This window comes from Bradyrhizobium sp. CCBAU 21365, from assembly GCF_015291305.1.
In the GTDB taxonomy this organism is placed as follows: Bacteria; Pseudomonadota; Alphaproteobacteria; order Rhizobiales; family Xanthobacteraceae; genus Bradyrhizobium; species Bradyrhizobium elkanii.
Map to the genome: position 1 here is coordinate 5243220 of NZ_CP030036.1, position 24203 is coordinate 5267422.

Sequence of the window (24203 nt, forward strand, 5' to 3'; positions counted from 1 at the left end):
ATTCAGCGAACTGCCGTCGTTGCGCGGGCAATGACAAACGTATGTATCTGTTGCGTTGCGTGAGTATCCGATGGCCTATGCGGCGACAGCCGGGACGTCCCATTCGCCGACATCAGCACCAGCGGGCGTGCTGGCGCTGCAGCGGGCGCTGGTGTGGCTGGCCGGCGCGTCCGGCGCCATCGTGTTCATCGAGCCGAGCCCGTATGAGCTCGTCACGCTGACCGCCTGCGTGCTGTTCTTCGGCACCGGCCTGCGCATGCGGCTGGTGTTCATGCCGCTGCTGTTCACATTGATCGTGCTCAATGTCGGCTACAGCATCGGCGCGGTGCCGTTCCTCGACAAGCCGGAGGTGGTGAACTGGGTGCTCACCTCCTGGTACATGGCCGTCACCGTCATCTTCTTCGCGATGGTGATGTCGGAGGATACCGAAGCCCGCCTCGACATGCTGCGCCGCGGCCTGATCGTCGGCGCGATGATCGCCTCGCTCGCGGGCATCGCCGGCTACTTCCGTCTGGTGCCCGGCGGCTACGATCTGCTGACGCTGTACGATCGCGCCCGCGGCACCTTCAAGGATCCGAACGTGCTCGGCGCCTTCCTAATCCTGCCGGCGTTGTTCACGCTGCAGAGCGTCGTCTCCGACCGCTTCGACAAGGCGTTCCGCAACGCCATCGCGTTCGGCATCATCTCGCTCGCGATCCTGCTGTCGTTCTCGCGCGCCGCCTGGGGCGGCCTCGTGATCACCGCGGCTTTCATGCTGGCGCTGATGGTGTTCACCAGCCGCTCGCAGGCGCAGCGCTCGCGCATCATCGTGATGACGCTGATCGCCGCGATCCTGGCCGTGGCGCTGATCGCGGTGCTGCTCTCGATCGGCTCGGTCGCCGACATGTTCAAGCAGCGCGCGAGCTTCGACCAGAGCTATGACGAAGGCCGCTTCGGCCGGTTCGGCCGCCACATCCTCGGCGCCCAGATGGCGCTCGAACTGCCGTTCGGCATCGGACCGCTGCAATTCCACACCTACTTCCCCGAGGACACCCACAACTCGTTCCTCAACGCCTTCATGTCGGGCGGCTGGATCTCGGGGATCTGCTATCCGGCGCTGGTGTTCGTCAGCGCGATCATCGGCTTCCGCTACGTCTACCTGCAGGTGCCGTGGCAGCGCGGCTATCTCGCGGTCTTCTCGGCGTTCCTCGGCGTCGTCGGCGAGAGCTTCATCATCGACACCGACCACTGGCGGCACTTCTGGATGATGCTGGGCACGATGTGGGGCATGTATGCGGCAGCCGAGCGCTACCGCGCGACATCGGCACGGATTATCGACGAGCCTTCGGCGGCATCTTGAGACTGGCGCGCTGCTCCGGCGGCATGTCGATCACCGCCTTCAATGCTCCGGTTGCTTGCAGCACGCCCTTGTAGCCGTCATTGGCGAAGCGCAGCAGCAAGCGCAATTCGTCGTCGGTGTAGCTGCTCCACAGCTTGAGCATCGCCTCCTGCATCGGCACGTAGAACTTGCCGATCTCCGCCGCTTTTTCCTCCACCACCGAGATGAAGACCTTGCGGCGGTCGCTCTCGTCCCGCTCGCGGCGCACGTAACCCGCCTTCTCCAGACGATCGACCACGCCGGTGATCGCGCCGGTGGTCAGGCCGGTGACTTCGGCGAGACGGCCGGCGGTGACGCGCCCCTCCAGATGCAGGATGTCCATGCATTCCATGTCGGAGTTGGAGATTCCGGCCATGTTCGCAACGGCTTGGCCGTACATCACGCCCTGCGCCGACGACCGGCGCATCGCCTCCTCGAGTTCCTGCATCAGCGCTGCACGCGACTTCGCACTTGACAAAGCGGCTCCTGTATCTTACTCGCCTTATATCTTAGATACTAAGATAGTTAGCAACTGACCTTTCCTACCCCACACCGATGCATGGAGCAAGGCATGACCTCTCGTCCCCGTAAAGCTCTGATCATCGGCGCCGGCATCGCAGGCCCTGTCACCGCGATGTTCCTGACCCGCGCCGGAATCGAGACCGAGCTCTATGAAGCCTGGCCCTATTCCACCGGGATCGGCGGCGGGCTGCAGATCGCGCCGAACGGCATGCATGTGCTGGCGGAGCTTGGCCTTGCCGACGAGCTGATCCGCAACGGCTCGATCGCGGAGTCCTTCGACTTCTATTCGCAGGGCGGCAAGAAGCTCGGCTCGCTCAATCAGAACATGCAGCAGCGCTTCGGCCAGCCCGCGGTGAACATGTGCCGCGCGACGTTGAACGAGACGCTGATCGACAAGGCCTGGGCCTCCAACGTCTCGGTGTTCTTCGAGAAGAAGCTGGTGAAAATCGAGGACCGCGGCGACCAGCCCGTCATCGCCTATTTCAACGACGGCACCACCGCCGAGGGCGATTTCGTGATCGGCGCCGACGGCGTGCACTCGGCGGTGCGGCGCCACGTGATCCCTGACGGCCCGACGCCGTTCGACACCGGGCTGATCGGCTTCGGCGGATTCGTGCCCCGCGCGGTGATCGAGAAGCTGCCGATCGGCCAGAGGGTGGCGACCACGTTCGGGCAGAGCGGCTTCTTCGGCTATGGGATGTGCAGCCCCGATCCGGACACGGGCGCGATGTGGTGGAGCACGCAGCCGTCGCACGGCATGACCGCGGCGGCCTACCGGCTGCAGAGCCAGGACGCGATCAGGCAGCATCTGCGCGACTTCCATGCCGGCTGGCACGCGCCGATCCCTGCGATCATCGAAGCCGCCGAGAAGATCGTGGTCACCGACACGCTCGACGTCGCGACGCTGCCAACCTGGTCGCGCAAGCGCACGCTGTTGATCGGCGACGCCGCGCACGCCACCAGCCCGCATGCCGGCCAGGGCGCGTCGCTGGCGCTGGAAGACGCGCTGCGGCTCGGCATCCTGATGCGCGAGGGCCAGGAGCTCGGCATGACGTTCCAGGCCTTCGAGCACGAGCGGCGCCCGCGCGCCGAGAAGATCGTGGCGATCGCCCGCCGCAACGGCAACAGCAAGCGCGAGTTCAGCCCGACCGGTGCCTGGCTGCGCGATCACATGCTGAAGCTGCTGCTGCCGGTGTCGTCCAAGGGCATGGACTTCATGTACGCGTACGATCCGCGGGCGGCAGCGTAGCGCCTAGCTGTCATGCCCCGCGAAAGCGGGGCATCCAGTATTCCAGAGACGCCAGTGCTTGAGCCGTGAAGCCGCGGCGTACTGGATCGCCCGGTCGAGCCGGGCGATGACGCCGACGGCGTAGCGCGACTTACTTCTCGACCTCGAATGTCAGCCCGGCGTGATCGACCAGGCGCTTGATGAGCTTGTGCTGCATCGCGGCTCCCGGCGTCCAGAAGCCGGGCGCAACGTCGGGCGTATCGCGCAACAGGCAGATCGCGCATTCCGAGATCATCTTCGAGGTCGAGCCATAGCCGGGATCGCGATCGCCCTTGACGCCGGCGCGGACCATGCGGCCGTCGGGCGCGACCGCGAGATAGAGCAGATCGTAGCGGCCGTTCTCGCGCTCTTCCTTTGACGGGCCCTCGCCCGGCTTCGGCGCGCTTGGGCCGGTCTTCTCGGCATTGAGCGCCATCACACGCTTCGCGTTGGCCTCGCCCTTCTCGCCCGGGCCGGTCAGGACCATCTCGTCGTAGACGAAGTCCTTGCCGTAGGGAAAGCCCATCAGCATGTTGGAGCGGTGGACGTTGCGCGTGTTAATCAGCGCCATCATGAACGGCGCGGTCCAGGAGTGCAGATCCTCCTCAAAGGCCGGCTTGCTGCCGCGCGGCTGCTTCGGCCCCTCGAAGCCCGGCGTCAGCGCGAACGGGTTGTTGAGGATCGCAACCAGGCTGAGGTCCTTGGCGACAGCATCGAACGTCGCCTTGGCGCTCGCCGCGGTGCCGCCGGACAGCGTACCGCGCATGTCGCGCACGCGGCTCTTGACGCGCTGCGCCGGCGCGCCGAACACGCGCCTCGCTTCCTCCTGGACAAAGAACGCACCCAGTTCGAACGGCACCGAGTCGAAACCGCAGGAGAACACGATGCGCGCGCCGCTGGCCTTCGCGGCGGCTTCGTATTTGTCGATCATCTGCCGCATCCAGACCGGCTCGCCGCAGAGATCGAAATAGTCGGTGCCGCTTTCCACGCAGGCCGCGATCAGCTCGTTGCCATAGAGCTGATACGGTCCGACCGTCGAGATGACAGATTTGGTTTGCGCCAGCATCGCCTTCAACGAGGCGGCATCGCCGGCATCGGCAACGATCAGCGGCGTGTCGGCAGGCGCGCCGATCGCGTCGCGTACCGAGGCGAGCTTGTCTTTGCTGCGCCCGGCCATCGCCCATTTCATGCTGCCGTCGCGATAATGCGCCGCGAGATATTCGGCGACGAGTTGGCCGGTGAAGCCGGTCGCACCGTAGACGACGATGTCGAGTTTCGACGTGGACATGGATCAGGCTCCCTGCGCAGCGAATTGGGCGCCCTTTTCTCATCGCGGGCGCGGCAACGCAATGCGCTATTTCTTGTACGATACGCCCATGCCGGCGCGCACGTCGGCCTGGATGCCGTAGGGCGCGATCGGGTAGCGCAAACCGTTCCTGGCAAGCTGCTTCATGCCGGCGATCGCCTTCACCAGATAGGCCGGCGGCAGTGCCATCAGCATCTCCTCGTCGGGCACGCCGCCATAACGGCGCTCGGCGAAGCATGGCAGCGACAGGCTCGGCTCGCCGGTCTTCAGCGCCCGCCCCCACGAATCCGCGCAGGCGGTTTCGCCGACCACGCCCCACTCGAACTTCTTGTAGCCGGTGTATTGGAGACCGTTGATCAGGATGATCATCTGTCCCGGCGTCGCATAGACGAGACAGATGTCGGGCGGATTGAGGCGGCCGCTGGTCAGCGGGCTCACCGCCATCGCCTGGTACTGGCCGTAAGGCACCACGTCGAGCGCCTCCTGACGCTTGCGCGCGTCCTCGGCGGTGCCGTGCCAGACGCCGACATAGTTCTCGCCGGCAAGCCATTTCTCATCCTGCGGCGCGAGCCCGATCACGGCGCGGCATTGCGCGCCGACCAGATCATCGCCGGTGATGCCGACGGTCCAGCCGAGCCGCGAGGCCATGCTGACGATCTGGTCCGTGGTGTGGACCGCCGACGGGCGGCGGATCTTCGGGATCGCCTCCATCTCCTCGACGCACGCGAACATCTTGATGCCGATGACCGTGGTCTTCAGCCGCAGCAGATTGTTCAGATCAGTGACGATTGCGCCGAGGTCGAACTGTTCCGGCGGTGTCTGCTGTTGCATGGCGTGAACTCCCGTGATCGGCGGCTTGGCGCCGCCTGTTGCGTCGATGTTAGGATTGGCCGTCGGAGGCGACAAGTGCCTGCGGCTCAACGTGCAGCCGGTCCCGGCAACAAATCATCGGTTCTGCCGGCCAGATGATAGGCCAGAAGCCCGATCCACTCCCGTGTGCCGAGATCGGTGCGCGACAGGCCCTCGATCGCAAGCGTCGCGAAGCTGAAGACATTGCCGACGCGCCAGTCGACCGGATAGGCCTCGACATTGAATCCCGCCTTGCGGAACAGCCCGACCGAACGCGGCATATGGTAGGCCGAGGTGACGAGCAGCCAGCGCTCGCCCGGCTTGGGATCGACCAGCGCTCGGGAGAACTCAGCGTTCTCCACCGTGTTGCGGGAGCGGCGCTCGATGATCAATCGCGACCTGGCAATGCCGAGACCCTCGAACATCTCGGCGGCATAGTCGGCTTCGCGCGCATCGTTCGAGATCAGGTTCGCGCTGCCGCCGGTGAACACGAGGCGCGCAGTCGGATATCTGCGCGCGAGCGCCGCCGCCGCGATGACGCGGTCGGCCGCGCTGCGCACCACCGGCGTGCCATGTGCAACCGACAGATCGGCATCGATCGAGCCGCCGAGCACGATGATGCCGTCCGGCGCGCCGCGCGAGGCGTCCCATGGCGGGAAGCGCTGCTCCAATGTGGAGATCAGGACATTGCCGAGCGGCGAGAAGCCGCAGATCGCGAGCAGCAGCAGCGCGGCAACCATCAACCCGCGGCCGAGGCGCGCAAACCGCGTCAACAACAGCACGGTGCCGATCACGCCGATGCCGATCAGGAAGTTGATCGGCAGCAGCATGATGCCGAGCGTCTTGGAGAGCACAAAAAACAAGAGAAGCCCCTGCGAAGTTCTGCTACAGCGTCATACGCTGCTGGGAAACTAATCAAAAGCCGTCACATGACCCATCATCTGAAGTCGAGCCCCGAAACCTGCCATTGGGGCTTCTTTGAAGCCAAGCTGAAACCGGTTCTGACCGTCGCGAGCGGCGACGAGATCACGATCGAGACCGTCAGCGGCGGCCCGGACGTGGTGCCCGACCGCGGCAAATTCTTCGTTCCGCCGGAGCTCGACGACATCCATGCGAAGTGCGAGCGAATGGTACCCGGACACATCCTGACCGGCCCGATCGCGGTTGCCGGCGCCGAACCCGGCGACGTGCTCGAGGTCGATATTCTCGACGTTCAGCTGCGACAGGACTGGGGTTACAATCTGATCAAGCCATTGTCCGGCACCCTGCCCGACGATTTCCACGAGACACGCGTCCTCAATATCCCGCTCGATCGCGGACGCATGGTCGGCAGCATGCCCTGGGGGCTCGATCTGCCGCTCAAGCCGTTCTTCGGCGTGATGGGCGTATCGCCGCCGCCGGCCTGGGGCCGCATCTCCTCGCTGATCCCGCGCGCGATGGGTGGCAATCTCGACAACAAGGAACTCGGCGCCGGCGCCAAGCTCTATCTGCCGGTGTTCGTTCCGGGCGCGCTGTTCTCCTGCGGCGACGGCCATGGTGTGCAGGGCGACGGCGAGGTCTGCGTCACCGCGATCGAGACCGCGCTGACCGGCCGCTTCCGCCTGACCTTGCGCAAGGACCTCAAGCTGGCCTATCCGCGCGCCGAGACCGCGGACCATTACATGACCATGGCGATGGATCCCGATCTCGACCAGTGCGTGGTGCGGGCGCTGCGCGACATGATCGTGCTGCTCGGCGAGAAGCGCAATCTGTCGCGTGAGGACGCCTACACGCTGTGCAGTCTGGCCGCCGACCTGCGCGTGACGCAGACGGTCAACGGCTCCAAGGGCATCCACTGCATGATCGCCAAATCCGTGGTGCACGGGTAACGTCATTCTGGAGGGATGCGCAGCATCGAATCCGGAATCTCGAGATTCCGGGTTCGGCTCTACGAGCCGCCCCGGAATGACCAAGTGGATAAATAGCCGCACTTGTGTTCCGCGAGCACGGCTCGATACAATCCCCGTCCCAACGAACAAAAATGGACGGGGATGGACATGCTCAAGGACAGGCTTTCGCCGGCCGACGAAGCTGCGCGCGACAGGGAGATGCAGAAGACGCTCGCCGCCTGCCCGCGCATCCTCGACCTCATTGCCCGCGGCCCGCAGGGCGCGCCGGACGCCGAAGCCGCGATCTATCTGCGCTCGCCGCTCGATCCCAACCCGCTCGTGATCTCGAACGATCAGCTGATGGGCTGCATCAAGGCCGCTGAAACCTATTTCCGTAAGCAGGGCATCGGCAAGGACGATGCGGTGGCTGTCCTGCTCCCGGCGTGCCCCGCGACCGTCGTCGCGATCTTCGGCGCTGCCGCCTGCGGTGTCGCCGAGCCGCTCAACCTGCTGTTCACGCGCGAAGCGATCGTCGCCCAGCTCAATGCGATCAACGCAAAGCTGTTGCTGGCGCCGCCGCCAGGCATGCCGGGCGGGCTCTATGAGCGGGTCGAGGGCCTGCAGCGCGAGGTGCCGTCCCTGAAGCGCATCGTGATCGTGCCGCTCGACGGCAGCATCGCCTTCGACGGCGAGGTGCTGCGGCCTGATCCCGCCTGGCGCGACGACTACGGCAAGTCCAAGGACATGAGCGAGGCCGACCGCGTCGCCGTGATGCTGCCGACCGGCGGCACCACCGGCCATCCTAAGGTGGCGCGGCTCACCAATCGCGCGATGGTCGCCTCCACGGTATCCTCGCGGATGGCGCTCGATTTCCATCGCGGCGAGCGCGCGATGATCACGATGCCGCTGTTCCATGTCGGCGGCCTGTTCTGCACCACGGCCAATTCCCTGGCGGCCGGCACGACGATGGTGATCCCCGGCCCCGCCGGCGCGCGCGATCCGGCGCTGGTCCGGCATTTCTGGCAGATCATCGAGAAGTACCGCATCAACATCGCCGGCAACGTGCCGACGATACTCGGCGCCCTCGCCGATATCCCGGTCGCGGACAGCGACATCTCGACCCTGCGTGTCACCGCCACCGGCGCCTCGATCTGCCCGCCGGAGATCGAGCGGCGTTATCTTGCGACCTGGGGCGGCCCCTGCATCCAGCAGCTCTACGGCATGACCGAGCTTGCCGGTGCCATCACTCACGATGTGCACGGCGTGAAGCCGCGCGCCGAGAGCGTCGGCACCCGCAATCCGCTGGTCGAGCTTGCGATCCTCGACGGCGGCAAGCTCCACACCGGGCCGTGGCCCTCGCCGGTCGGCGAACTGCTGACCAGGGGGCCGCAGGTGTTCGCCGGCTATGTCGACAAGAAGCAGACCGAGGAGGCGTTTCGCGACGGCTGGCTGCGCACCGGCGACATCTGCCGGATCGATGCCGACGGCTTCGTCTACATCATGGGCCGCGCCAAGGACGTCATCATCCGCGGCGGCCACAACATCGATCCGCGCGCGATCGAGGACGCCGCGCTCGCGTTTCCGGGCGTGGCGCTTGCCGCGGCCGTCGGACGTCCCGACACCTACGCCGGCGAAGTGCCGATGCTGTTCGTCTCGGCGCAGCCCGGCTCCCATATCGATCCGAACGCGCTCGCCGCCTTCGTGCAGGACAACATCCTGGAGCCGCCGGCGCGCCCGCGCGTGGTGTCGGTGATTGCGGAGATGCCGGTCACGCCGGTCGGCAAGATCTTCAAGCCGAAGCTGCGCGAGATCGCCGCCGGCGAGGCCGCGCGCGAGCTGCTGGCGCTGGAAGGGTTGTCCGGCGAGGTCAGTGTCGAGGCGGTCACCGATCCGTCCCGCGGGCTGTACCTGAGTGTGAGCGCACCTCCGGACAAGGCCGAGACCGCTGAGCGGCTCCTCAAGAAGTTCCCGGTCAAGGTCGAGTTACGGTCCTAACACCCTCATTATTCAAGACAATCTGACTACAATACCGCGCCGGAACTGGCCTCCGGCGCGGCTGGATGCGGCCGCCCGCAATTTGCGGTTCACAGCTTGACGGACCGCCATATTCCTAAATAGACTCTAAATAGATACTTTTCAGTACGGGCGTTCAGGGTTAAGCGTTTCACCATGGCTACGGAAAAGGCCGAAACCGACCGCGTCCCGGTCACGCTGGCGCTCTCGACCATCGGATACCTCGAGAAGCTGGTGAGACAGGGCACCCACGGCACGAGCGTCCCGGGCGTCGCACGGACATTGATCGAGGAAGGCATTCGGCTCGCCATCAAGGACGGGTTGCTTGCAATCCGCGACAACGGCCGCACGCCCTAGAGCATGATCCGGAAAAGTGGAGACCGGTTTTCCGAAGAGATCATGCTCAAAACGGGATGAGATCACGGCGCGATTGCTTGTCATCGCGTGGTGAGCTCAGGGGCGTGTGCCGGCGCGGCGGTTCAACACAGAACGTGGAACCGTCAGATGATTGCCATCGAACCAACCTGGACGCCGGAGCGCGTCGACCAACTCAGGATCTACTTTGAAGCCGGCCTCTCCTGCCGCGACATCGCCGTCAATATCGGCGTCAGCCGCAATGCGGTGATCGGCAAGCTGTCGCGGCTGAACCTCACGCGCACGACGCCGGACGAACGCCGGGCCCGGCGCAAGAAATCCGCCGCGCACGCCGCGCAACGGGCGACCGCCAAGCAGCAGCTCGGGTTGCTTCAGGCGGTCTACGAGCAGCCCTGCGACGATGCACCGATCGTCAGCGCCAACAATTGCTCGCTGTTCGAGCTGAGCGAGCAGCGCTGCCGCTGGCCGATCAGCACCCCGGGCGCCGATGATTTCTGCTTCTGCGGCAACACGCCGCTCGGCGGCATGCCCTATTGCTCGGGGCACCACCGCCTCGCTTATCAGGCGGGCTCGCGCCAGCGCGCGATGCGCGGGTAGCGCTTGAGTGAAGCCGTCCCGCACGCGATGCGGGACGGTCGTTCAGCCGACCTTCCAGCCGGTCGCCGTCACGATGTTCTGGTAGAACTCCGGCGTGTAGGCCTGCTCCGGCGTCTTGCGCACGCGCTCATCAAGCAGGTGCGCATCGTCGCCGACCAGAATGCGCCAGCGCTCGGCCTTGACGCCGTCGAGGATGATCTTGGCGGCGGCGGCCGCCGAGGTCGGCGCCTCGTCGCGGAAAATGCGATCGCGGTCGAGCGCAAGCTGCTGGATGTCGGCATCCGACATCTTGGCAACGTCGATGCCCTGCCCCTTCAGGCGCTGGCGCGCTTGCGTCAGCTCGTCGGCGGTCAGGTGATCGGAGCTGGTGCCGAGTTGCACCTTGCGCGAGTTCGACACGATCGAGGTGCCGATGTGACCGGGCATCACGACCGAGCACTTCACATGCGGCGCGTTGAGACGGAGATCGTTGATCATCGCCTCGGTGAATCCCTTCACGGCGAACTTCGCCGCGCTGTAGGCGGTGTGCGACACGCCCATGCCGACCGAGGCCCAGAAACCGTTGACGCTCGAGGTGTTGACGATGTGCGCCTCGTCGGCCTTCACGAGCAGCGGCAGGAAGGTGCGGACGCCGAGATAGACGCCGCCCCAGCAGATGTTGAAGGTGCGCTCCCACTGCTCGCGCGTGTTGGAGAACAGACTGCCGCCGCCGCCGATGCCGGCGTTGTTGAACAGCAGGTGGATCTTGTCGGTCGCCTGCTGCTCGATCAGCTCATCGCGGAAGCGCTTGTAGTGATCCTCGATCGAGACGTCGGCAACGTGGGTGGTGATGCGCAGGCCCTGCGGCAGCTTCTCGACCTCGCAGAGCCGCTTGGTCTCGGCCATCGCCTCTGCGGATACGTCGCACATCGCAACATTGCAGCCCTCGGCAACGAGCTGCCGTGCCAGCTCGCGCCCCATGCCCGTGCCGCCACCGGTGATGACGGCAATCTTTCCGGCAAAATCCTTCATGTGAGATCCGTTCCTTCCCTTATTTTTCTTGCCCTGGTTCTTCTTTGTTTCGGCCGGGCGCGGATCGCAGTCCTGACCGCTTGGCTGCGGCACCTTACATCACCGAATTGTCGCCCAGCAACGGCGCCTCCTCACGCGCAGGTGAGCCGCTTGCAGCAAATTGAAGCGGCGGCGGCGTAACGAGATCATTCCGCGTTGCGAACAATCCGACATCGACAACAGGAGACGATGATCGTGCACATCCTGAACAGATTGGTCGCGACAACGCTGATGGCGATCGCGGCCGGAATTTCCACCGCGGCCGCTGCCGCCGAGGCAACTCCAGCGAAGCGGCGCGACAGCACCTGCGCGGATGGACCACGCTGATCGCAACCGGCGCAGAGCGCAGCGCGCGGCGTGGCACAGCGCGCGCTCGTCATGGGCCAAGCCCTGTCAATGTTGGGATCACATCGCCCGAATTCGAATATTTGTTCGCGAAGCGCGTGAGCCTCACGCGATGATCGCGCGCATCCCGGCTGCAGACCAAGCGACGCGGCCCCGCGCTATTCGGCGGTCTCGATGCGCACGGATGCGCGCCGCCGCAGGACGCCGGCACCCGCGCTCAGCGCCAGCTTGAGCAGGCCGCGCCACGAGAAATCGATGATCACCTCATGGTGCCGCAACCCTTTGCCGCCCTTCACCAGCCCGAGATCCCGGATCAGGCAATAGTGGCCGCTGCTCATGCGCGCCAGGCGGCTGTTCTTGAAGCGTCCCATGAATGGCGAGAATGCACTGCGGATCGATTCCGTCAAATCTTGACGACGTCGAATCGGCAAGGCGACGGCAACCCGATCGCCGGCCGCAGCTTGCGCGGGCCACGCGCGCCGCCATCGTCAACGCTGGCCTTGAATCAAAAACCTCCGGCAGGGCATTGCCGGAGGTTTGGGAGGCTTAGCAGCTAGCTAAGAGCCATCATGCAATGTGTTGGCCGTGGCGTATATAGTTTAGTAAATCAGGTAAGTAAACAAGTCTGCGGCTAATGAATCGCATGGCTCGTCTTCGTGGTTCGCGTGGACCGAAATGACGCAGCTCAGCTCTCCTCAGAATCTTCCGCAAAGAAAAACCCCGGCAGTTGCCTGCCGGGGTTCTGCTGGATCGTGATCAGATCAACCGGAATTACCAGTTGCGCTGAGCGCGGAAGAGCATCTGGACAGTGTCCTGATCCTTCAGCTCGTAGGTCGCGGTCGGCTTGCCGATAGCAGTCGACGACGTGGTGATGATACCGGCATACTTCTGATCGAGGTGCGAGTAGGTCACGTCGGCCGAGAAGGTCAGGTTCTTGACCGGGGTCCAACGGGTGATCACGCCGATCTGCGCGATGTTGTAGTCGGGGTTGCAAGCGGTCACGCCGGCGCCGCCAGCGAATGCGGCACGGAACGAACCACCGACGCCACCAACGCCGCAGATGAGCGACTTAGCCGCATCGTTGTACGAAACAGCGGCGAACGCACCGTACAAGCTGGTGTTCCAGTAGGGATCCCAGTTGTGGGTGTACGCACCGCGCATACCCCAGGTCTTGATGGACTGCTGCTGACCACCGGGGCCGAACACCGTGTCGGGTGCCGTTCCGAAGCCAACGCTGCCATAGACGCCCGGCAGGCTCGAACCGCCGAAGATGGCGATCGAGCTGGCCTGGCTGGCCAGTTCCTGGATGTTGTAACGGGTCGCACCGTCGGTGTAGACGCCCTGGATGTTGATGGTGTCGCCGGGGCCGGTCGGGATGTTCTTGATCGACAGGGCCAACGCACCAGCCCAACCCCACTTGTCGTCGGGATGGCCGGTCAACTCGGTGCCGCCGTAGTAGGCAGCGTGGTTGTCATGCGCGGCGACCGACGCCTGGAAGATACCCCAAGCCTGGTCAACCTTGAGCGAAGCGACGAAATCCGGAGCGATCGTGCCGGCGTAGTCGCTGGAGCCGTAAGCACCACCGACGCCGAGGTTGTTCACACCAGCCTGCATGTAGGCAACCTGGTCCTGCGCCGACAGAGCGAGCGACACGCCGTTGCCGAACTGCGCGGTGTAGGTGAACTGGTTGATGCCGTTGGTGGTGTTCACGCCACCGACGAGCGCGTCGTAGTTGTTGCCCGGATAACCGTTCCAGGGGGCAGCGAACTGCGAAACCGCCTTACCCATCGTGAAGCCGGCGAACTGGATGAAGGCGTAGTAGACGCCGACCGTACCGGCAGCCACGTTGCCCGAACCTGCGTTGTTCGGCGCAGAAGACGAGCCGATCGCCGAGTACACGGTCGAGCCGTTGCCCTGGCCGGCATAGGTGTCGGAGGTCCAGGTGAACACCGCATCGAAATAGGTGCGGACCACGCCGTATTCGGTCGCGGTGCGCGTATCGACGTTGAAGTCTTCACGCGAACGCCAAGTGTAGCCGTTCGTGAAACGGTTGTTGGCACCGCTGGCGCCGTTGTAGTTCGCGCCGTACACGCTGTTGCCGTTCACCACGACGTCAGCGCGCACATAGCCGCCCAGCTTGATGCAGGTGTCGGTGCCGGGGATGTAGTAGAAGCCCGGACCGTAGAGCGAGCAAACCTTCACGTACTCGACCGCTTTGGCCTTGACGGGAAGATCGGCCGCCTGTGCCCCGCCGACCGCGACCAGCGCAGCCGTCGAGCCCAGGATAAGGCTCTTCAAATTCATATTAAACCTCCAAGTTGCTCATATGCGGAGAGTCCGAGGCCGCGAGCGCCTCGTGATCCTCCCGCATTGTCCAAGACCGTTTTCCCCAAACCCCGCACCCTCAGATCAATCTGTGGTGTGCGACGGACTTGAACGATCACCGCAACGGGACGATCGAGATTCCCCTACCGCCTGGTTCAATATGCATTGGCCAGTTCGCCAATCAAAATAGTTTATAAAGTCAGGAATGCGAATGCGGCCACACTGTGTCTCGCCGGCAACGCTGCCTGTAAGCCCTTTGCTTACCTAGGAAAACTTGTCACACCCCAAATAGTCCAACCGTCACACGACCATCATAATTACTTTACGTTCACTTGCGTTCGTTGGCGGCTTACGGGAAAAAACGTATGCCGCGCAGAAAACAAGAAATAAATCAGCACAAAGCTGAGTCGGCGCCTGAGGGAAGAGGAAGCTGTGTCAGTGACAAGGAAGGATACGACGCGCCAGCGCGCCATCGAACATCTCGACATCATCAAGCGATTCACGCTCGAAATTTCGGCCATCAACTCCCACCTGGAGCGTGTCCGTCAGTTCTGGGGCAGGTCGCTTGGCGTCAGCGGTCCGCAATGGATGATTCTGATCGCGATCTCGGATCTCGACAAGGATGACGGCGTGCCGATCAACGTGGTGTCGAAGCTGCTGCACGTCGATCCGTCGTTCGTGACCACGCAATCCAAGCTGCTCGAGCAGAAGGAGCTGCTGCGGCGCTCGCCCTCCCCGGCCGATGCGCGCGTGGTCCGGTTGTCGCTGACCGACAAGACCAAAAGGCATCTCGCAGGCCTCGCCGAACAGCACAAGGCGTTCAAGAAAACCGTCTTCGAGGAGTTCAGCGAGCCTGAGCTGGCCGAGTTCACGGCCAAGCTTTCGATGCTCACCAACCGCCTGGAAAAGGCCTGCCTGATTGTTGCGATGGAGGCCGAAGCCTGAAGCGACCGGCTCTTCAACGGACGGGACGACTGGCAACCGGCACGGTCGCGCCGCTCACCTTGCGAAGCGTACGACGCGGAGACTTATCGGTGTCCGCGCCCCGGCGACTGGCACGCCAGGAAGACCAGAACGCTCAGCAGCGCAGCCCAGACCAGGAAGTGTTCAGCAATCACGTTGGCCCCCCATTTGCCCCTCAATGGAATGCATGAAACGGGCCAAGCCGCGGTCGATCCGTGAACGGGCTATGGAAAAGGAGCCCCGGCGCTGACGGCCGGGACCCCGAGAAACCAACCTTGCAGTGTAACTATCTGGACCTGGTCGAGCTGCCGCCGGTCATCCCGGTGCCCGCCCCCGTCGTCTGACCAGGCGCGTAGCCAGAGGCCCCTGGGCTCCCGGCTTTCGATCCTCGTGCCTGCATCTCGTGCCCGGGTGCATAGCCCGAAGCGCCGGGACTGCCCTTCTTGGAGCCCTTCTTTTGCATCTCGTGTCCAGGTGATTTGCTCGAAACACCCTGTGCAAAAGCAACGGGGGCGGAAGCCATCAGGCATGCCGCGGAAAGGACGATGATTGCGTGCTTCATTTTGTCCTCCAGAATGCGCCCCGCAACCAACCGCCTGAAATCAGTGACGTTCCATGAACGCTTGTTCATCGACACCACAGCCGCCGATGCGATCGGCTTGGTGCTGCCTCTTCAACGAGCGTTTGCTCAATATTGACGGCAGCGTGTCGGCTTCTGCGCACAGCTTTCCGCGACTGGCGAACAGCATTGGCAATCAATCGTAAGCAGGCGGCGCGCGATGCGCGTCCACTTCAAACCTTCACCGAACGAATTTTGAGAAAATGGTCGGAGCGAGAGGATTTGAACCTCCGACCCCTAGTCTCCCAGACTTGCTTGCATTCAAATCATTTGCATCATGGAATGTAGATAAACGCCTAAGTCATTGATCTTTTTCCCTTGACCGTTTGCATGAATGCTAATAGATATCACCAAGTACCACGCTTTCCTAACCCTTGGGTTAGGCAAAACCGGGGATTTTGAAGTCGGAGGACTAGGGTGCCAAAGCTCACGGACAAGTATATCGCAGGCCTCAAATGCCCGCCAGATCAGGATCGGATCTCGGTCAGCGACGACGGCTGCAAGGGCCTCCAGCTGCGCGTCTCCAAGTCCGGTTCCAAGTCGTGGCTCTTTCTCTATTGGTCCCCTCTGCTGTCGAAGCCGGTGCGCCTCTCGCTCGGTCGCTACCCCGACGTCTCTCTATCCAAGGCCCACGCGAAGGTCGCCGATCATCGTAAGACGATGGCCGATGACGAGGACCCCAGGCGCAAGGTGCGCCAGGAGCGGAAGCGCATATCCCGGGAAGAGGCGTTGTCCTTCGACGGCCTGGCCAATCTGTACATCGCCGAATACGTGATCGGCGGCCAGTGCGGAAAGGACGCGGTGCGGATCTTCCAGGAGACCGGGAAGTGGCCGATCCTCCTGACGTCGATTCCGAACAAGAAGTCCTGGAAGAACGACATCGGCTACCTGCGCCGGCCGCGGTCGGCCTGGAGCAGCCAGCCAGCGGCGTCCATTACCGACGACGACATCGCCGACCTGCTCGACGAAATCGCCGAGGAGGCGCCGGTCAGCGCCAACCGGACCCAGTCGATTCTCCACAAGACGTTCAAGTGGGCGATGCAGCCGGGCCGGAAATACGTGCCGTCCAACCCGCTCGCCGGACTCGAGCGCCGCGGCGGCAAGGAGAAGAAGCGCGACCGGGTGCTGTCGGACGACGAGATCAGGACGCTGTGGTGGGGTCTCGAACGGCCGGATGCGCCGGTTGAGCGCAGCGTGATGTTGGCGACCCGGTTCATTCTGGCCACCATGGTTCGACCCTACCAGTCAGCGGGTGCCGAGACCGCCGAGGTCAGCAATCTTGGAACGGCCAACGCTGTCTACGAGATGCCTCCAGGGCGCGTGAAGAAGGACCGCGCTGTCATCGTTCCGCTCTCGGACCTGGCATCCAGCATCGTCATCGAGGCGACCACACCCGAGCGTGGCCGGATCGGTCACAACAATCCGCCTGAGCCGATCGAGGATCAGGTGGTCCTGTTCCCATCGAAGTACGACGCGACCGGCAAGACGCCGATCGCTCGCTCGTCGATATCGCAAGCCCTGAATGGAAAGAAAAATGGAAAGAAGAACGGAGACAAGACGGAGGACCGCATAGGACTCCGCGAGTTCCTCGGCCTCAAGCACTTCACAGCCCATGACCTGCGACGAACCGCGGCGACACTTGCTCGCCGGGCCGGTGCGCCGCGCGAGGACGTGAAGGCGATGCTGGACCACGTCAACGGTGACGTGACCGAGGTCTACGACAAATACGACATGCTGAAGGAGAAGCGGCAGGTCGTGACCATTCTCGCCCAGGAGCTGCGTCAGATCATTGGCGACGGCCCGACATAGGAAATGACATGAAGACCGCACTGATCATCGCTCTGGCCATTATTGCCTCCCCGGCGCTGGCTGAGAGCCCCTACCCCACGCCGACACGGGATGGCCGCCAGCGCATCCATCGGGAAGGCACATGCCCCACCGGATATGTCGGCAAGGGCGATAAATGCGAAGCACTCCACAAGGACACGCCTCGCGCCTACCCGTACATCCCCGGCATGGCCTGCCCGTCCGGGACGTTCCGCAGCGGCGACGCCTGCAAGGAGTTCCGCTGATGTCCAGCAAAGCGACCAAGCGCGGCAATGCTGACCTGCACGCCAAGGCGAACGCATTGATGGAGCAGCCCGTGATCGGCGACTGGCACTCGCTGGAACGGGTCGTAACGCAACTGGGAGCGGCGGCTCCCAGGGCGGCGAAGGAGGCTCTCGCGAGCTTCCAGAACTCGATGCTGAAGCTGCCAAACCCCTTTGGTGACTGCTCGGGAAGCGTTGGGCCTGAATCCGCGGAATCGGCCCAGGCCGACCCGACCTGAGGTCGAAGCGTTGGGAAAGAGAGATGCGATGGGCGAGAAGATGGCGACGCGGGTGACCTTTGTGTCCTGCGTCAAGACGAAGTCCGCAACGCCGGAGTTAGCCGAATACCTCTACATCTCGCCGTGGTTTCGCATGGCGAGGGAGTGGGCGCGGCGAAACTCGGAGCGCTGGTTCATCCTGTCGGCGGAGTACGGGATCATCGAGCCAAGCAAGCTGATCGCCCCGTACGAGCGGACCTTGAACGGATCGAGCGTTGAGGATCGCTACAATTGGTCGCAGCGTGTGATTGAGCAAATCGTCGAATGGGATCTTCGTGGCCAGTGGGCATATGTCCTGGCCGGCGAAAGCTACCGGCGATTCCTGATTGAGACGCTGGGGCAACGCTTCGATCGGGTCAGAGTCCCGATGGAGGGACTGATGATGGGCCAGCAGCTGAGCTGGATGAAGAATGAGCTTGGAGGGTAATACGATGAAGAAGATTCTGCTGATCGCACTCGCCATGGGTCTTAGCCAGGCCCAGGCCGCGACCTACAACTACGTCTGTAAGGATCACGGCAAGACGAGCACGTTGAAGGTGGACGATGCCGCTAACACCCTGACCTGGAAGGGCACGGTCTACGCGATCAAGGAGACGGACTGCGGCAGGGCCGGATGGCATGCCGAGAAGGATGGGGTTGGTTTCGACTTTTGCACTGCCACTAAGGGCGTCGCTGACTTCGACTTCAAGGGCTCCCCCGTCACATGTGACATGAAGCGCTGAGGACACGGCAATGGGACACAACAATCCGGGCCGCGCACGTCGAGAGATACTCCGCGACAACGAGCGCCTGTCCAAGATGACCCCTGAGGAGAGGCAAAAGGAACGAGATGCGGAGGAGCTGTATAACGTAAAAGCAACGGCGAGGAACGAAGCCTACCGTTCCTTCTCGGCCGAAGAGCTGGCGATCTACAACAAGGTCAAGGACGCGCTCTTTGCGGCGGAGAGCCGCGCATCCGATGCGTGGAATTGGGATAAGCAGTTCGGTGGAACGGGCAAGCAAAACCCCTGGCGGAAGGAACAATGATGCCCGCACCTCGAGTCTACAACAAGCACCATGGGGACGCTCCCCCTGGTGCAGTCTACATCGGCCGCGGCTCGCCCTGGGGCAACCGCTTCGTCATCGGGAAGGATGGCGACCGTGACCAGGTCTGCAACAAGTTCGAGTGCGAACAGCTGCCCGAGATGGATGTGTCGTCGCTCGCCGGCTGTGACCTCGTCTGCTTCTGCGCGCCGCATCGGTGTCACGGGGACTTGATCCTGCTGAAGGCGAACCACCGCGTGGTCGTTTTCGGAGGCCGGGATTACCGCGACGAACGCACGCTGTTTCGCGTTCTCGACGCCGTCCATGCGCGCAGGAAGATCACCTGCATCATTGAGGGAGAAATGTCTGGAGCCGATCTGCTGGCTCGCCAGTGGGCTGAGGACCGCAACATTGCGGTCGACCCCTACCCGGCCGATTGGGACAACGTCGATCGGCCGGGAGCTGTGGTGAGAAGAAACAAACGTGGAAAGCTGTATGACGCAGCGGCAGGCCCGTTCCGCAATGAACGGATGCTGCGTGAGGGGCGCCCGAATTGCGCCGTTGGTTTTCCGGGCGGAGCTGGAACTACTGACATGACGAAGCGATGCCTGGCGTACGGACTCACCCCCTTGAGCGTCGAAACGTCGATCCTTCCTTGAGAAGCATTGGTATCGCCCATGCTGCAGCGAAGTTGATCGCCAGGTTGGCAACCTCGCTCCAGGTCGGAGGGTCGAACGTGAAAAATGGTTCAACGGCAAAGAAGTTGACGATGAATCCGGAGATCCCTGCACACGTCAATGCGTAGCCCCGCCCGAACGCGAGCGCGACCGCGCAAATCCCGAGAGTGAGCATAACGTCGATGCGCGCGTCGATCCGAAGGAAATCCATCGCATAGGCCACAGGAGCCGAAACGCTCAATGCGGCAAGCCCGAACAGCCAATACGGCACCCGCCATTCCCCGGCGGGCGGTGGATCGGTCTCCGATGCTATCGCCTCAGGGGCGTCTTTCTGATCGACGATCTCGACAGCATCGAGGTCGATCGCGCTGCTGCCGGAGAACCATGAGGGAGCGGAGCCGCGATCGAGGCCGTCCCACATCTGGTCGATAGCGCTCATCAGGCGCTGCTGGCTGCGGGAGATCATCAGACTCTCGTCGTCTCGTGACTGGCCGACGAAGGTATCTCCGACCTTGGAGACGTCGTAGTTGCGGTAAATGGTGGTCATCGAGAACCTCAGGCGACGGCTTGCAGCGCCGCAGCAACGGGCGCGATCGGGAACGAAGGAACGACGGATACCGCTGGACGGTCGACCACGACCATCGCTTCTGAAGCAGCGTCCACGTCGATGAGATCGGACGGACTGTGCAGCCAGACCGGCGCTGGGATCTTCCCCCCAAGCGCATTCCATAGCGTGTCGATCGCGCGGGTGACGCGCAGCACGTTCCTGGATCTGATTGTAAGGGTTCTCCGTCAGAGGAGTCGGCTCGGTAGGCCGCCCCGTCGAAGCTGACGACGTATGAGCGGTATTCAAACGACGTTTTCATTTTTTCTTAATGCTTCTCGTTCCCGAACCCACGGCGGGCCGGCTTATGCGGGACTGCTATTAGCATTTGCATCCGGACGCAAGAGTGCGGGATGCCCGTTATACTACGGTAACCTTAACCCAACCCCCGTCACAAAACCCCGTACTGGCGCGGATTTACCACAAATTTCTTGCCCGAGCGCCCTTGGCAGAAAATAGGTGTCCCCTCTTGCCACGCCATCTCATTTGCGTTAATGCAAACATCACAAAGCAAACGGAGGGTCGATTGTTCCCGGGTTCCAGATCGCCTGATAGCCTTACATTTCCGCACGTTTCCGCGTTTCTGCGTGACAGCGGATTAGGCGGCGTCGCCGACTCACTGGCAACCCGAGTTGCGAACTCCGGTTTCGTCCGATGGTTGAAGGCGTTCAACGATGTTGATGCCAATCCCGAATTGACACGGGAACGTCTCAAGCAGGCGCGCTGGGATCGCTACTTCCTCACGGTCGCTCAGGCGGTATCCACCGCGTCAAAAGACCCCAGCACTAAAGTAGGGGCTGTCATCGTTCGTCCCGACAAGACGATGGCTTCCTTCGGCTACAACGGCTTCCCTCGTGGGATCGCCGACACCGACGAGCGCCTGAACAACCGAGAGGTAAAGTACGACCTCGTTGTCCATGGCGAGATCAACGCGATCCTCACGGCCCGCGAGCCGCTGCACGGCTACACGCTCTACACCTGGCCCTTCATCACCTGCAAACGCTGCTCCCTCCACGTCATCCAGGCTGGCATCAAGCGCGTGGTCGCTCCTGAGCTGCCCGAGCACCTGAAGGACCGCTGGGCCGCATCCGTTCGCGACGCCGGGCAGCTCTACGATGAGGCCGGCGTGTCCTGGGCGCTGATCGACACGACGGAGGTCGAATGAAGCTCGGCGCCTGGCCCCTGCCCTATGTCCGGGTGAAATGTTCGAAGTGTGACCGCGAGGGCCGCCTCAGCAAGGACGGCTTGATCGAGCGCTTCGGACCCGACCGCGAGATGTTCGTGGTCCGCGAGAAGCTCACCAAACCTTCCTGCAAGCGCCCGGACAAGAAGCAGCCCTGCCAGTCGGTGCTGCCCGATGGCCTACTGGTGCAGGCGATCACTGCCAAGAGCGACGACGAGATCATCGATAAGCGGCTGACCGCTGAAGCGAAGAAGTGGCGAGAGGAGAACAAGTGAAGATCAATGCACACGTACTGGAAGCCAGCGACAGGGGCGACAAGCTGAGCGTGACCGCTCAGGGGAAGGCGGTTGGCGCAGCTGAATGGCAGCCCTTCATGAGCATCCTCGTCAACGTTCCGATGACTGACCGGAACAAGCGAGCCTTCTACATCGGCCGCGAGATCGAAGTCATCGTCACACCACGCTGAGGACACCATGAACAAGCGCGAGATCGAAGCCCTGCAGGATGCCGCCGGTCGCCCCGGTGGTTGGGGTCTGTTCAAGCAGAAGTCCACCGCGAAGCTGGCCGAGCTGGGCTACTTCGTGAAGGAGCAGCATCCGTCGTACGGCAACCAGTTCCGCATCACCGACGCCGGCCGCGCCGCGCTCGCAGCCGCGGAGAGCAAGTGATGTCCACGCCCGAGCCACAGCCGTGGCGTGACCCGGAGCGCTACAAGACCGGCAAGCTCACGAGCTGCCTGGGCTGCGGCAACTCCTGCCGCAAAACCCACTGGGGCGCCTGGTGCTACGGCTGCAACGTCGAACGCATCGAGCGCATCAACAAGACCTTCGCCGACCTGATGAAGTAACCACCATCAGCATCGACGGGATACGCGCGTCCTGTCGTTTGCTTGAATGCAAACAGAACCAAATGCAGATCAAACCCTTCCCCATCCTGCCGCCGCCGACGTTCAACCTCGCGCCGTTGAAGGAGCACCACTACGGGCTCGCGAAGATCGATCCGCCGTGGGCCTTCAAGACCTACTCGGCCAAGGGCAAAGGCAAGTCCGCCGAGCAGCACTACGACACGATGACTCTCGAAGAGATCTTCGAGCTGGATATCGAGCGTCTCGCGCATCGCGATGGCATGTGGGTTTGGCTCTACGCCACCGCGCCGATGTACGACCAGGCGCGCGAGTGTTTCAGACGCTGGAGCGTCACCTACGTCACGCAGGGTGTCTGGGTGAAGATGGTCAAGGACGGCAGCAAGCCGACCTTCGGCACCGGCTACGCGCTGCGCAACTGCCATGAGCCCTTCCTAATCGGAAAGGTCGGCAAGCCGAAGATCCACGCACGCGACATCCGCTCTGCAATCCTCGAACCCCGCCGCGAGCACTCACGCAAGCCTGAGCAAGGCTACGTCGAGGCCGCGAAGATGGCTGGGCCATATCCGAAGGCCGACATCTTCAGCCGCGAGCAGCGTCCCGGCTGGGACTCCTGGGGGAACGAGACCTCGAAGTTCAACCCGCAGCAGGAGATCGCAGCATGACTCAGAAAATCACCAACCTCGTCGTCGTGACCGCAGGCCCCCTCGGCTTCGCCGCGACGAAGATCGAGGACGAGGGCAAACAGCCCCGGCTCACATTCCGAATGGTCTTCGGGGACAAGATCCTCGCGGACATGGGTGAAGAGGCTGCGCGCTTCTTCATCAGTCAGGTGCAGCAGACCTTCGCCATCCAGAGCGGCGACGAGTGGACGCGGCACCCGACCTACGCCGCGGTCGAAGCTGACCGCCAACGGATCGCTGCACGCAACGCGATCTGATCCACCTTCAACGGAGCTACCCCAAAAATGAGAACCCTAAGCACGGCGCTCGTCGGCGCTGCGATCATCGCCTTGTCTTTTTCGGCCGCCGAAGCCCGCCCAAAGCATCATCACCATCATCACCGCCATGCGCGTCACCGCGTCGTGGAGCGCGTTGTGCAGGAGGAGCCATCGTTCGCTGACTCCTTCCAGTCCGGATTCCATCCCGGCTTCAGCGCAGGCGCAGGGGTGGTCGAACGCGCTCGCCACTTCATCGGAGAGACCGCCCACCGGGTCGGCGTGCGCAGCACCCTGTGGTGCTCGGCATTCCTCCGCAAGGTCACGGGCGCGCGGGACGTCGACGATCGCGCTCTCTCCTGGGAACGGCACCGGCACATCGCTCCGCAGGTCGGCGCCGTCGTGACCATGGGCCGCCGCGGCGGCGGACATGTTGGTGTCGTGTCAGGCTTCACGGTCAAGGGCGATCCGATCGTGATCAGCGGCAACCACGGTGGCCGCGTCCGCGAGGCGGTCTATTCCCGCAGCCGCATCCGCGCCTGGGTCTCTCCGACCTGATGAATCTGGTCCGCGTTGTAGCACCGCACTTCGTCGCCGGCTTTGAGACGGATGGCGTCGTGCGGCGTGCAGCTCCGATCCTGAAATACCTCGTCGGCAAGAGCGACGATCAGGCGCGGGCTTACATCAAAAAGAAGGAATGGAAGGCAATCGTGGTTATGCTCGACACCTCGGCTCCGTAGCCCGTTTCTCAATGAAGACGTCGTGTAAGCGCGGGTCAACCTAATTGGCCGCGATCTCATCTGCCTCGGCTCTGGCGAGCACTACGGCCCGATGAGCATCCGATAGCCGCGAGAAAAGCATGTCCAATTCCTCCTGCGCCTTTGTCAGTCGGTCGCCGATTGAGTCCATAGCTGCTCTTGAATGCTTGTCCCGACGATCACCTAAGAACTCATATAATTCGCCATAAATTAGCGCGACCCGATCGACCTCCTGTGAAGCCTTGATCACCTCTTTCAGAATGTCGTCACGCTCCTGTCGACGCCAAAAGACGGTATCGGGTGTCATGGCTCCCTCACTCCGGTCTTGGTCCATT

Annotated in this window: 36 protein-coding genes; 24 read left to right on the forward strand and 12 right to left on the reverse strand. The window is 63.1% G+C overall.

Translation table 11 applies throughout. The features are described 5' to 3' along the window. Positions 1–70: 70 nt before the first annotated feature. The gene (locus tag XI02_RS24140) at positions 71–1339 is read left to right on the forward strand and encodes an O-antigen ligase (protein WP_026192832.1); all 1269 of its coding nucleotides are present in this window, start codon (positions 71–73) and stop codon (positions 1337–1339) included. Here XI02_RS24140 and XI02_RS24145 read toward each other — a convergent pair. Next, the gene (locus XI02_RS24145) at positions 1311–1805 is read right to left on the reverse strand and encodes a MarR family transcriptional regulator (protein WP_018271896.1); all 495 of its coding nucleotides are present in this window, start codon (positions 1803–1805) and stop codon (positions 1311–1313) included. The two genes, XI02_RS24140 and XI02_RS24145, sit on opposite strands and share 29 nt — an antisense overlap. Before the next feature lie 123 nt (positions 1806–1928). On the opposite strand from XI02_RS24145, the gene XI02_RS24150 reads away from it, so the two are divergent. After that, complete coding sequence (locus XI02_RS24150) at positions 1929–3128, forward strand: NAD(P)/FAD-dependent oxidoreductase (protein ID WP_026192834.1); 1200 nt, start codon at positions 1929–1931, stop codon at positions 3126–3128. A gap of 130 nt (positions 3129–3258) precedes the next feature. On the opposite strand, the gene XI02_RS24155 is transcribed toward XI02_RS24150, so the two are convergent. From XI02_RS24155 to XI02_RS24165, 3 genes are all read right to left on the reverse strand, one after another. Further along, a complete protein-coding gene (locus tag XI02_RS24155) occupies positions 3259–4434 on the reverse strand; it encodes a trans-acting enoyl reductase family protein (protein ID WP_018271898.1) in 1176 nt (391 codons plus the stop codon). A 66-nt stretch (positions 4435–4500) separates the two neighbouring features. Continuing rightward, on the reverse strand, positions 4501–5283 hold the full coding sequence (locus XI02_RS24160; protein ID WP_018271899.1) for a DUF169 domain-containing protein: 783 nt from the start codon (positions 5281–5283) through the stop codon (positions 4501–4503). Between the two features lie 86 nt (positions 5284–5369). Continuing rightward, positions 5370–6164, reverse strand: a complete 795-nt coding sequence (locus XI02_RS24165; protein ID WP_018271900.1) for a YdcF family protein — start codon at positions 6162–6164, stop codon at positions 5370–5372. Between the two features lie 66 nt (positions 6165–6230). Here XI02_RS24165 and XI02_RS24170 point away from each other — a divergent pair, with 66 nt between their 5' ends. From XI02_RS24170 to XI02_RS24185, 4 genes are all read left to right on the forward strand, one after another. After that, positions 6231–7169 carry an acetamidase/formamidase family protein gene (locus tag XI02_RS24170; RefSeq protein WP_018271901.1) on the forward strand — a complete coding sequence of 313 codons (939 nt, stop codon included), beginning with the start codon at positions 6231–6233 and terminating at the stop codon, positions 7167–7169. A 168-nt stretch (positions 7170–7337) separates the two neighbouring features. Next, positions 7338–9164, forward strand: a complete 1827-nt coding sequence (locus XI02_RS24175; protein WP_197971308.1) for an AMP-binding protein — start codon at positions 7338–7340, stop codon at positions 9162–9164. Between the two features lie 174 nt (positions 9165–9338). After that, positions 9339–9539 carry a hypothetical protein gene (locus XI02_RS24180; protein WP_016844973.1) on the forward strand — a complete coding sequence of 67 codons (201 nt, stop codon included), beginning with the start codon at positions 9339–9341 and terminating at the stop codon, positions 9537–9539. Positions 9540–9686: 147 nt separating this feature from the next. Further along, positions 9687–10154, forward strand: a complete 468-nt coding sequence (locus XI02_RS24185; RefSeq protein ID WP_018271903.1) for a GcrA family cell cycle regulator — start codon at positions 9687–9689, stop codon at positions 10152–10154. 42 nt (positions 10155–10196) lie between these two features. Here the strand turns inward: XI02_RS24185 and XI02_RS24190 are convergent, their stop codons facing one another. Next, positions 10197–11165 (reverse strand): SDR family oxidoreductase, encoded by a 969-nt coding sequence (locus XI02_RS24190; RefSeq protein WP_018271904.1) that lies wholly within the window; start codon positions 11163–11165, stop codon positions 10197–10199. Between the two features lie 228 nt (positions 11166–11393). On the opposite strand from XI02_RS24190, the gene XI02_RS24195 reads away from it, so the two are divergent. Next, complete coding sequence (locus tag XI02_RS24195; protein WP_157183461.1) at positions 11394–11531, forward strand: hypothetical protein; 138 nt, start codon at positions 11394–11396, stop codon at positions 11529–11531. Between the two features lie 176 nt (positions 11532–11707). Here the strand turns inward: XI02_RS24195 and XI02_RS24200 are convergent, their stop codons facing one another. Continuing rightward, positions 11708–11887 carry a hypothetical protein gene (locus tag XI02_RS24200; protein WP_050999539.1) on the reverse strand — a complete coding sequence of 60 codons (180 nt, stop codon included), beginning with the start codon at positions 11885–11887 and terminating at the stop codon, positions 11708–11710. A 433-nt stretch (positions 11888–12320) separates the two neighbouring features. Continuing rightward, positions 12321–13853, reverse strand: coding sequence for a porin (locus tag XI02_RS24205; protein WP_018271907.1), 1533 nt, complete (start codon positions 13851–13853; stop codon positions 12321–12323). Positions 13854–14306: 453 nt separating this feature from the next. Here XI02_RS24205 and XI02_RS24210 point away from each other — a divergent pair, with 453 nt between their 5' ends. Next, positions 14307–14819: a MarR family winged helix-turn-helix transcriptional regulator gene (locus XI02_RS24210; protein ID WP_026192835.1), complete on the forward strand. Its 513-nt coding sequence runs from the start codon at positions 14307–14309 to the stop codon at positions 14817–14819. Between the two features lie 620 nt (positions 14820–15439). On the opposite strand, the gene XI02_RS24215 is transcribed toward XI02_RS24210, so the two are convergent. Beyond that, complete coding sequence (locus tag XI02_RS24215; protein ID WP_157183462.1) at positions 15440–15586, reverse strand: hypothetical protein; 147 nt, start codon at positions 15584–15586, stop codon at positions 15440–15442. Positions 15587–15873: 287 nt separating this feature from the next. Between XI02_RS24215 and XI02_RS24220 the strand changes: the two genes are divergently transcribed. Genes XI02_RS24220 through XI02_RS24250 form a run of 7 tightly spaced genes read left to right on the forward strand, consistent with a single transcriptional unit; the run spans position 15874 to position 19506 of the window. Beyond that, entirely contained in the window at positions 15874–17265 is a 1392-nt protein-coding gene (locus tag XI02_RS24220) for an integrase arm-type DNA-binding domain-containing protein (protein WP_051447818.1), read from the forward strand. Between the two features lie 8 nt (positions 17266–17273). Further along, on the forward strand, positions 17274–17528 hold the full coding sequence (locus tag XI02_RS24225; protein WP_028340208.1) for a hypothetical protein: 255 nt from the start codon (positions 17274–17276) through the stop codon (positions 17526–17528). Then, on the forward strand, positions 17528–17785 hold the full coding sequence (locus XI02_RS24230; RefSeq protein ID WP_028340209.1) for a hypothetical protein: 258 nt from the start codon (positions 17528–17530) through the stop codon (positions 17783–17785). The genes XI02_RS24225 and XI02_RS24230 overlap by 1 nt, the downstream gene beginning before the upstream one ends. A gap of 28 nt (positions 17786–17813) precedes the next feature. Then, positions 17814–18251: a DUF6884 domain-containing protein gene (locus tag XI02_RS24235; RefSeq protein ID WP_028340210.1), complete on the forward strand. Its 438-nt coding sequence runs from the start codon at positions 17814–17816 to the stop codon at positions 18249–18251. 4 nt (positions 18252–18255) lie between these two features. Then, entirely contained in the window at positions 18256–18546 is a 291-nt protein-coding gene (locus XI02_RS24240; RefSeq protein WP_028340211.1) for a hypothetical protein, read from the forward strand. A 10-nt stretch (positions 18547–18556) separates the two neighbouring features. Then, positions 18557–18850 carry a hypothetical protein gene (locus XI02_RS24245; RefSeq protein ID WP_028340212.1) on the forward strand — a complete coding sequence of 98 codons (294 nt, stop codon included), beginning with the start codon at positions 18557–18559 and terminating at the stop codon, positions 18848–18850. Continuing rightward, positions 18847–19506: an SLOG family protein gene (locus XI02_RS24250; protein ID WP_172647905.1), complete on the forward strand. Its 660-nt coding sequence runs from the start codon at positions 18847–18849 to the stop codon at positions 19504–19506. Before XI02_RS24245 ends, XI02_RS24250 begins: the two co-directional genes overlap by 4 nt. Here XI02_RS24250 and XI02_RS24255 read toward each other — a convergent pair. Continuing rightward, complete coding sequence (locus XI02_RS24255) at positions 19469–20071, reverse strand: DUF4118 domain-containing protein (RefSeq protein WP_028340213.1); 603 nt, start codon at positions 20069–20071, stop codon at positions 19469–19471. The two genes, XI02_RS24250 and XI02_RS24255, sit on opposite strands and share 38 nt — an antisense overlap. Positions 20072–20079: 8 nt before the next feature. Next, entirely contained in the window at positions 20080–20286 is a 207-nt protein-coding gene (locus XI02_RS24260; protein WP_194483157.1) for a hypothetical protein, read from the reverse strand. Positions 20287–20786: 500 nt separating this feature from the next. Here XI02_RS24260 and XI02_RS24265 point away from each other — a divergent pair, with 500 nt between their 5' ends. The 7 genes from XI02_RS24265 to XI02_RS24295 all read left to right on the forward strand — a co-directional run bounded on the left by XI02_RS24265 (position 20787) and on the right by XI02_RS24295 (position 23113). Beyond that, on the forward strand, positions 20787–21293 hold the full coding sequence (locus XI02_RS24265; RefSeq protein ID WP_210199782.1) for a deaminase: 507 nt from the start codon (positions 20787–20789) through the stop codon (positions 21291–21293). After that, the gene (locus XI02_RS24270) at positions 21290–21586 is read left to right on the forward strand and encodes a hypothetical protein (protein WP_028340215.1); all 297 of its coding nucleotides are present in this window, start codon (positions 21290–21292) and stop codon (positions 21584–21586) included. Before XI02_RS24265 ends, XI02_RS24270 begins: the two co-directional genes overlap by 4 nt. Continuing rightward, positions 21583–21777, forward strand: coding sequence for a hypothetical protein (locus XI02_RS24275; protein WP_028340216.1), 195 nt, complete (start codon positions 21583–21585; stop codon positions 21775–21777). The genes XI02_RS24270 and XI02_RS24275 overlap by 4 nt, the downstream gene beginning before the upstream one ends. A gap of 7 nt (positions 21778–21784) precedes the next feature. After that, positions 21785–21979 carry a hypothetical protein gene (locus tag XI02_RS24280; RefSeq protein WP_028340217.1) on the forward strand — a complete coding sequence of 65 codons (195 nt, stop codon included), beginning with the start codon at positions 21785–21787 and terminating at the stop codon, positions 21977–21979. Beyond that, positions 21979–22158, forward strand: a complete 180-nt coding sequence (locus tag XI02_RS24285; RefSeq protein WP_028340218.1) for a hypothetical protein — start codon at positions 21979–21981, stop codon at positions 22156–22158. Before XI02_RS24280 ends, XI02_RS24285 begins: the two co-directional genes overlap by 1 nt. A gap of 62 nt (positions 22159–22220) precedes the next feature. After that, positions 22221–22838 carry an MT-A70 family methyltransferase gene (locus XI02_RS24290; RefSeq protein WP_051447820.1) on the forward strand — a complete coding sequence of 206 codons (618 nt, stop codon included), beginning with the start codon at positions 22221–22223 and terminating at the stop codon, positions 22836–22838. Next, positions 22835–23113: a hypothetical protein gene (locus XI02_RS24295; protein WP_028340220.1), complete on the forward strand. Its 279-nt coding sequence runs from the start codon at positions 22835–22837 to the stop codon at positions 23111–23113. Before XI02_RS24290 ends, XI02_RS24295 begins: the two co-directional genes overlap by 4 nt. Positions 23114–23149: 36 nt before the next feature. On the opposite strand, the gene XI02_RS45475 is transcribed toward XI02_RS24295, so the two are convergent. Next, a complete protein-coding gene (locus tag XI02_RS45475; protein ID WP_244980668.1) occupies positions 23150–23317 on the reverse strand; it encodes a hypothetical protein in 168 nt (55 codons plus the stop codon). Positions 23318–23341: 24 nt separating this feature from the next. Here XI02_RS45475 and XI02_RS45480 point away from each other — a divergent pair, with 24 nt between their 5' ends. Next, a complete protein-coding gene (locus tag XI02_RS45480) occupies positions 23342–23668 on the forward strand; it encodes a hypothetical protein (RefSeq protein WP_244980667.1) in 327 nt (108 codons plus the stop codon). 59 nt (positions 23669–23727) lie between these two features. Next, on the forward strand, positions 23728–23850 hold the full coding sequence (locus XI02_RS46020; protein WP_256438749.1) for a hypothetical protein: 123 nt from the start codon (positions 23728–23730) through the stop codon (positions 23848–23850). Positions 23851–23890: 40 nt separating this feature from the next. On the opposite strand, the gene XI02_RS24310 is transcribed toward XI02_RS46020, so the two are convergent. Then, on the reverse strand, positions 23891–24175 hold the full coding sequence (locus XI02_RS24310) for a hypothetical protein (RefSeq protein ID WP_155258435.1): 285 nt from the start codon (positions 24173–24175) through the stop codon (positions 23891–23893). Between the last annotated feature and the right edge of the window lie 28 nt (positions 24176–24203).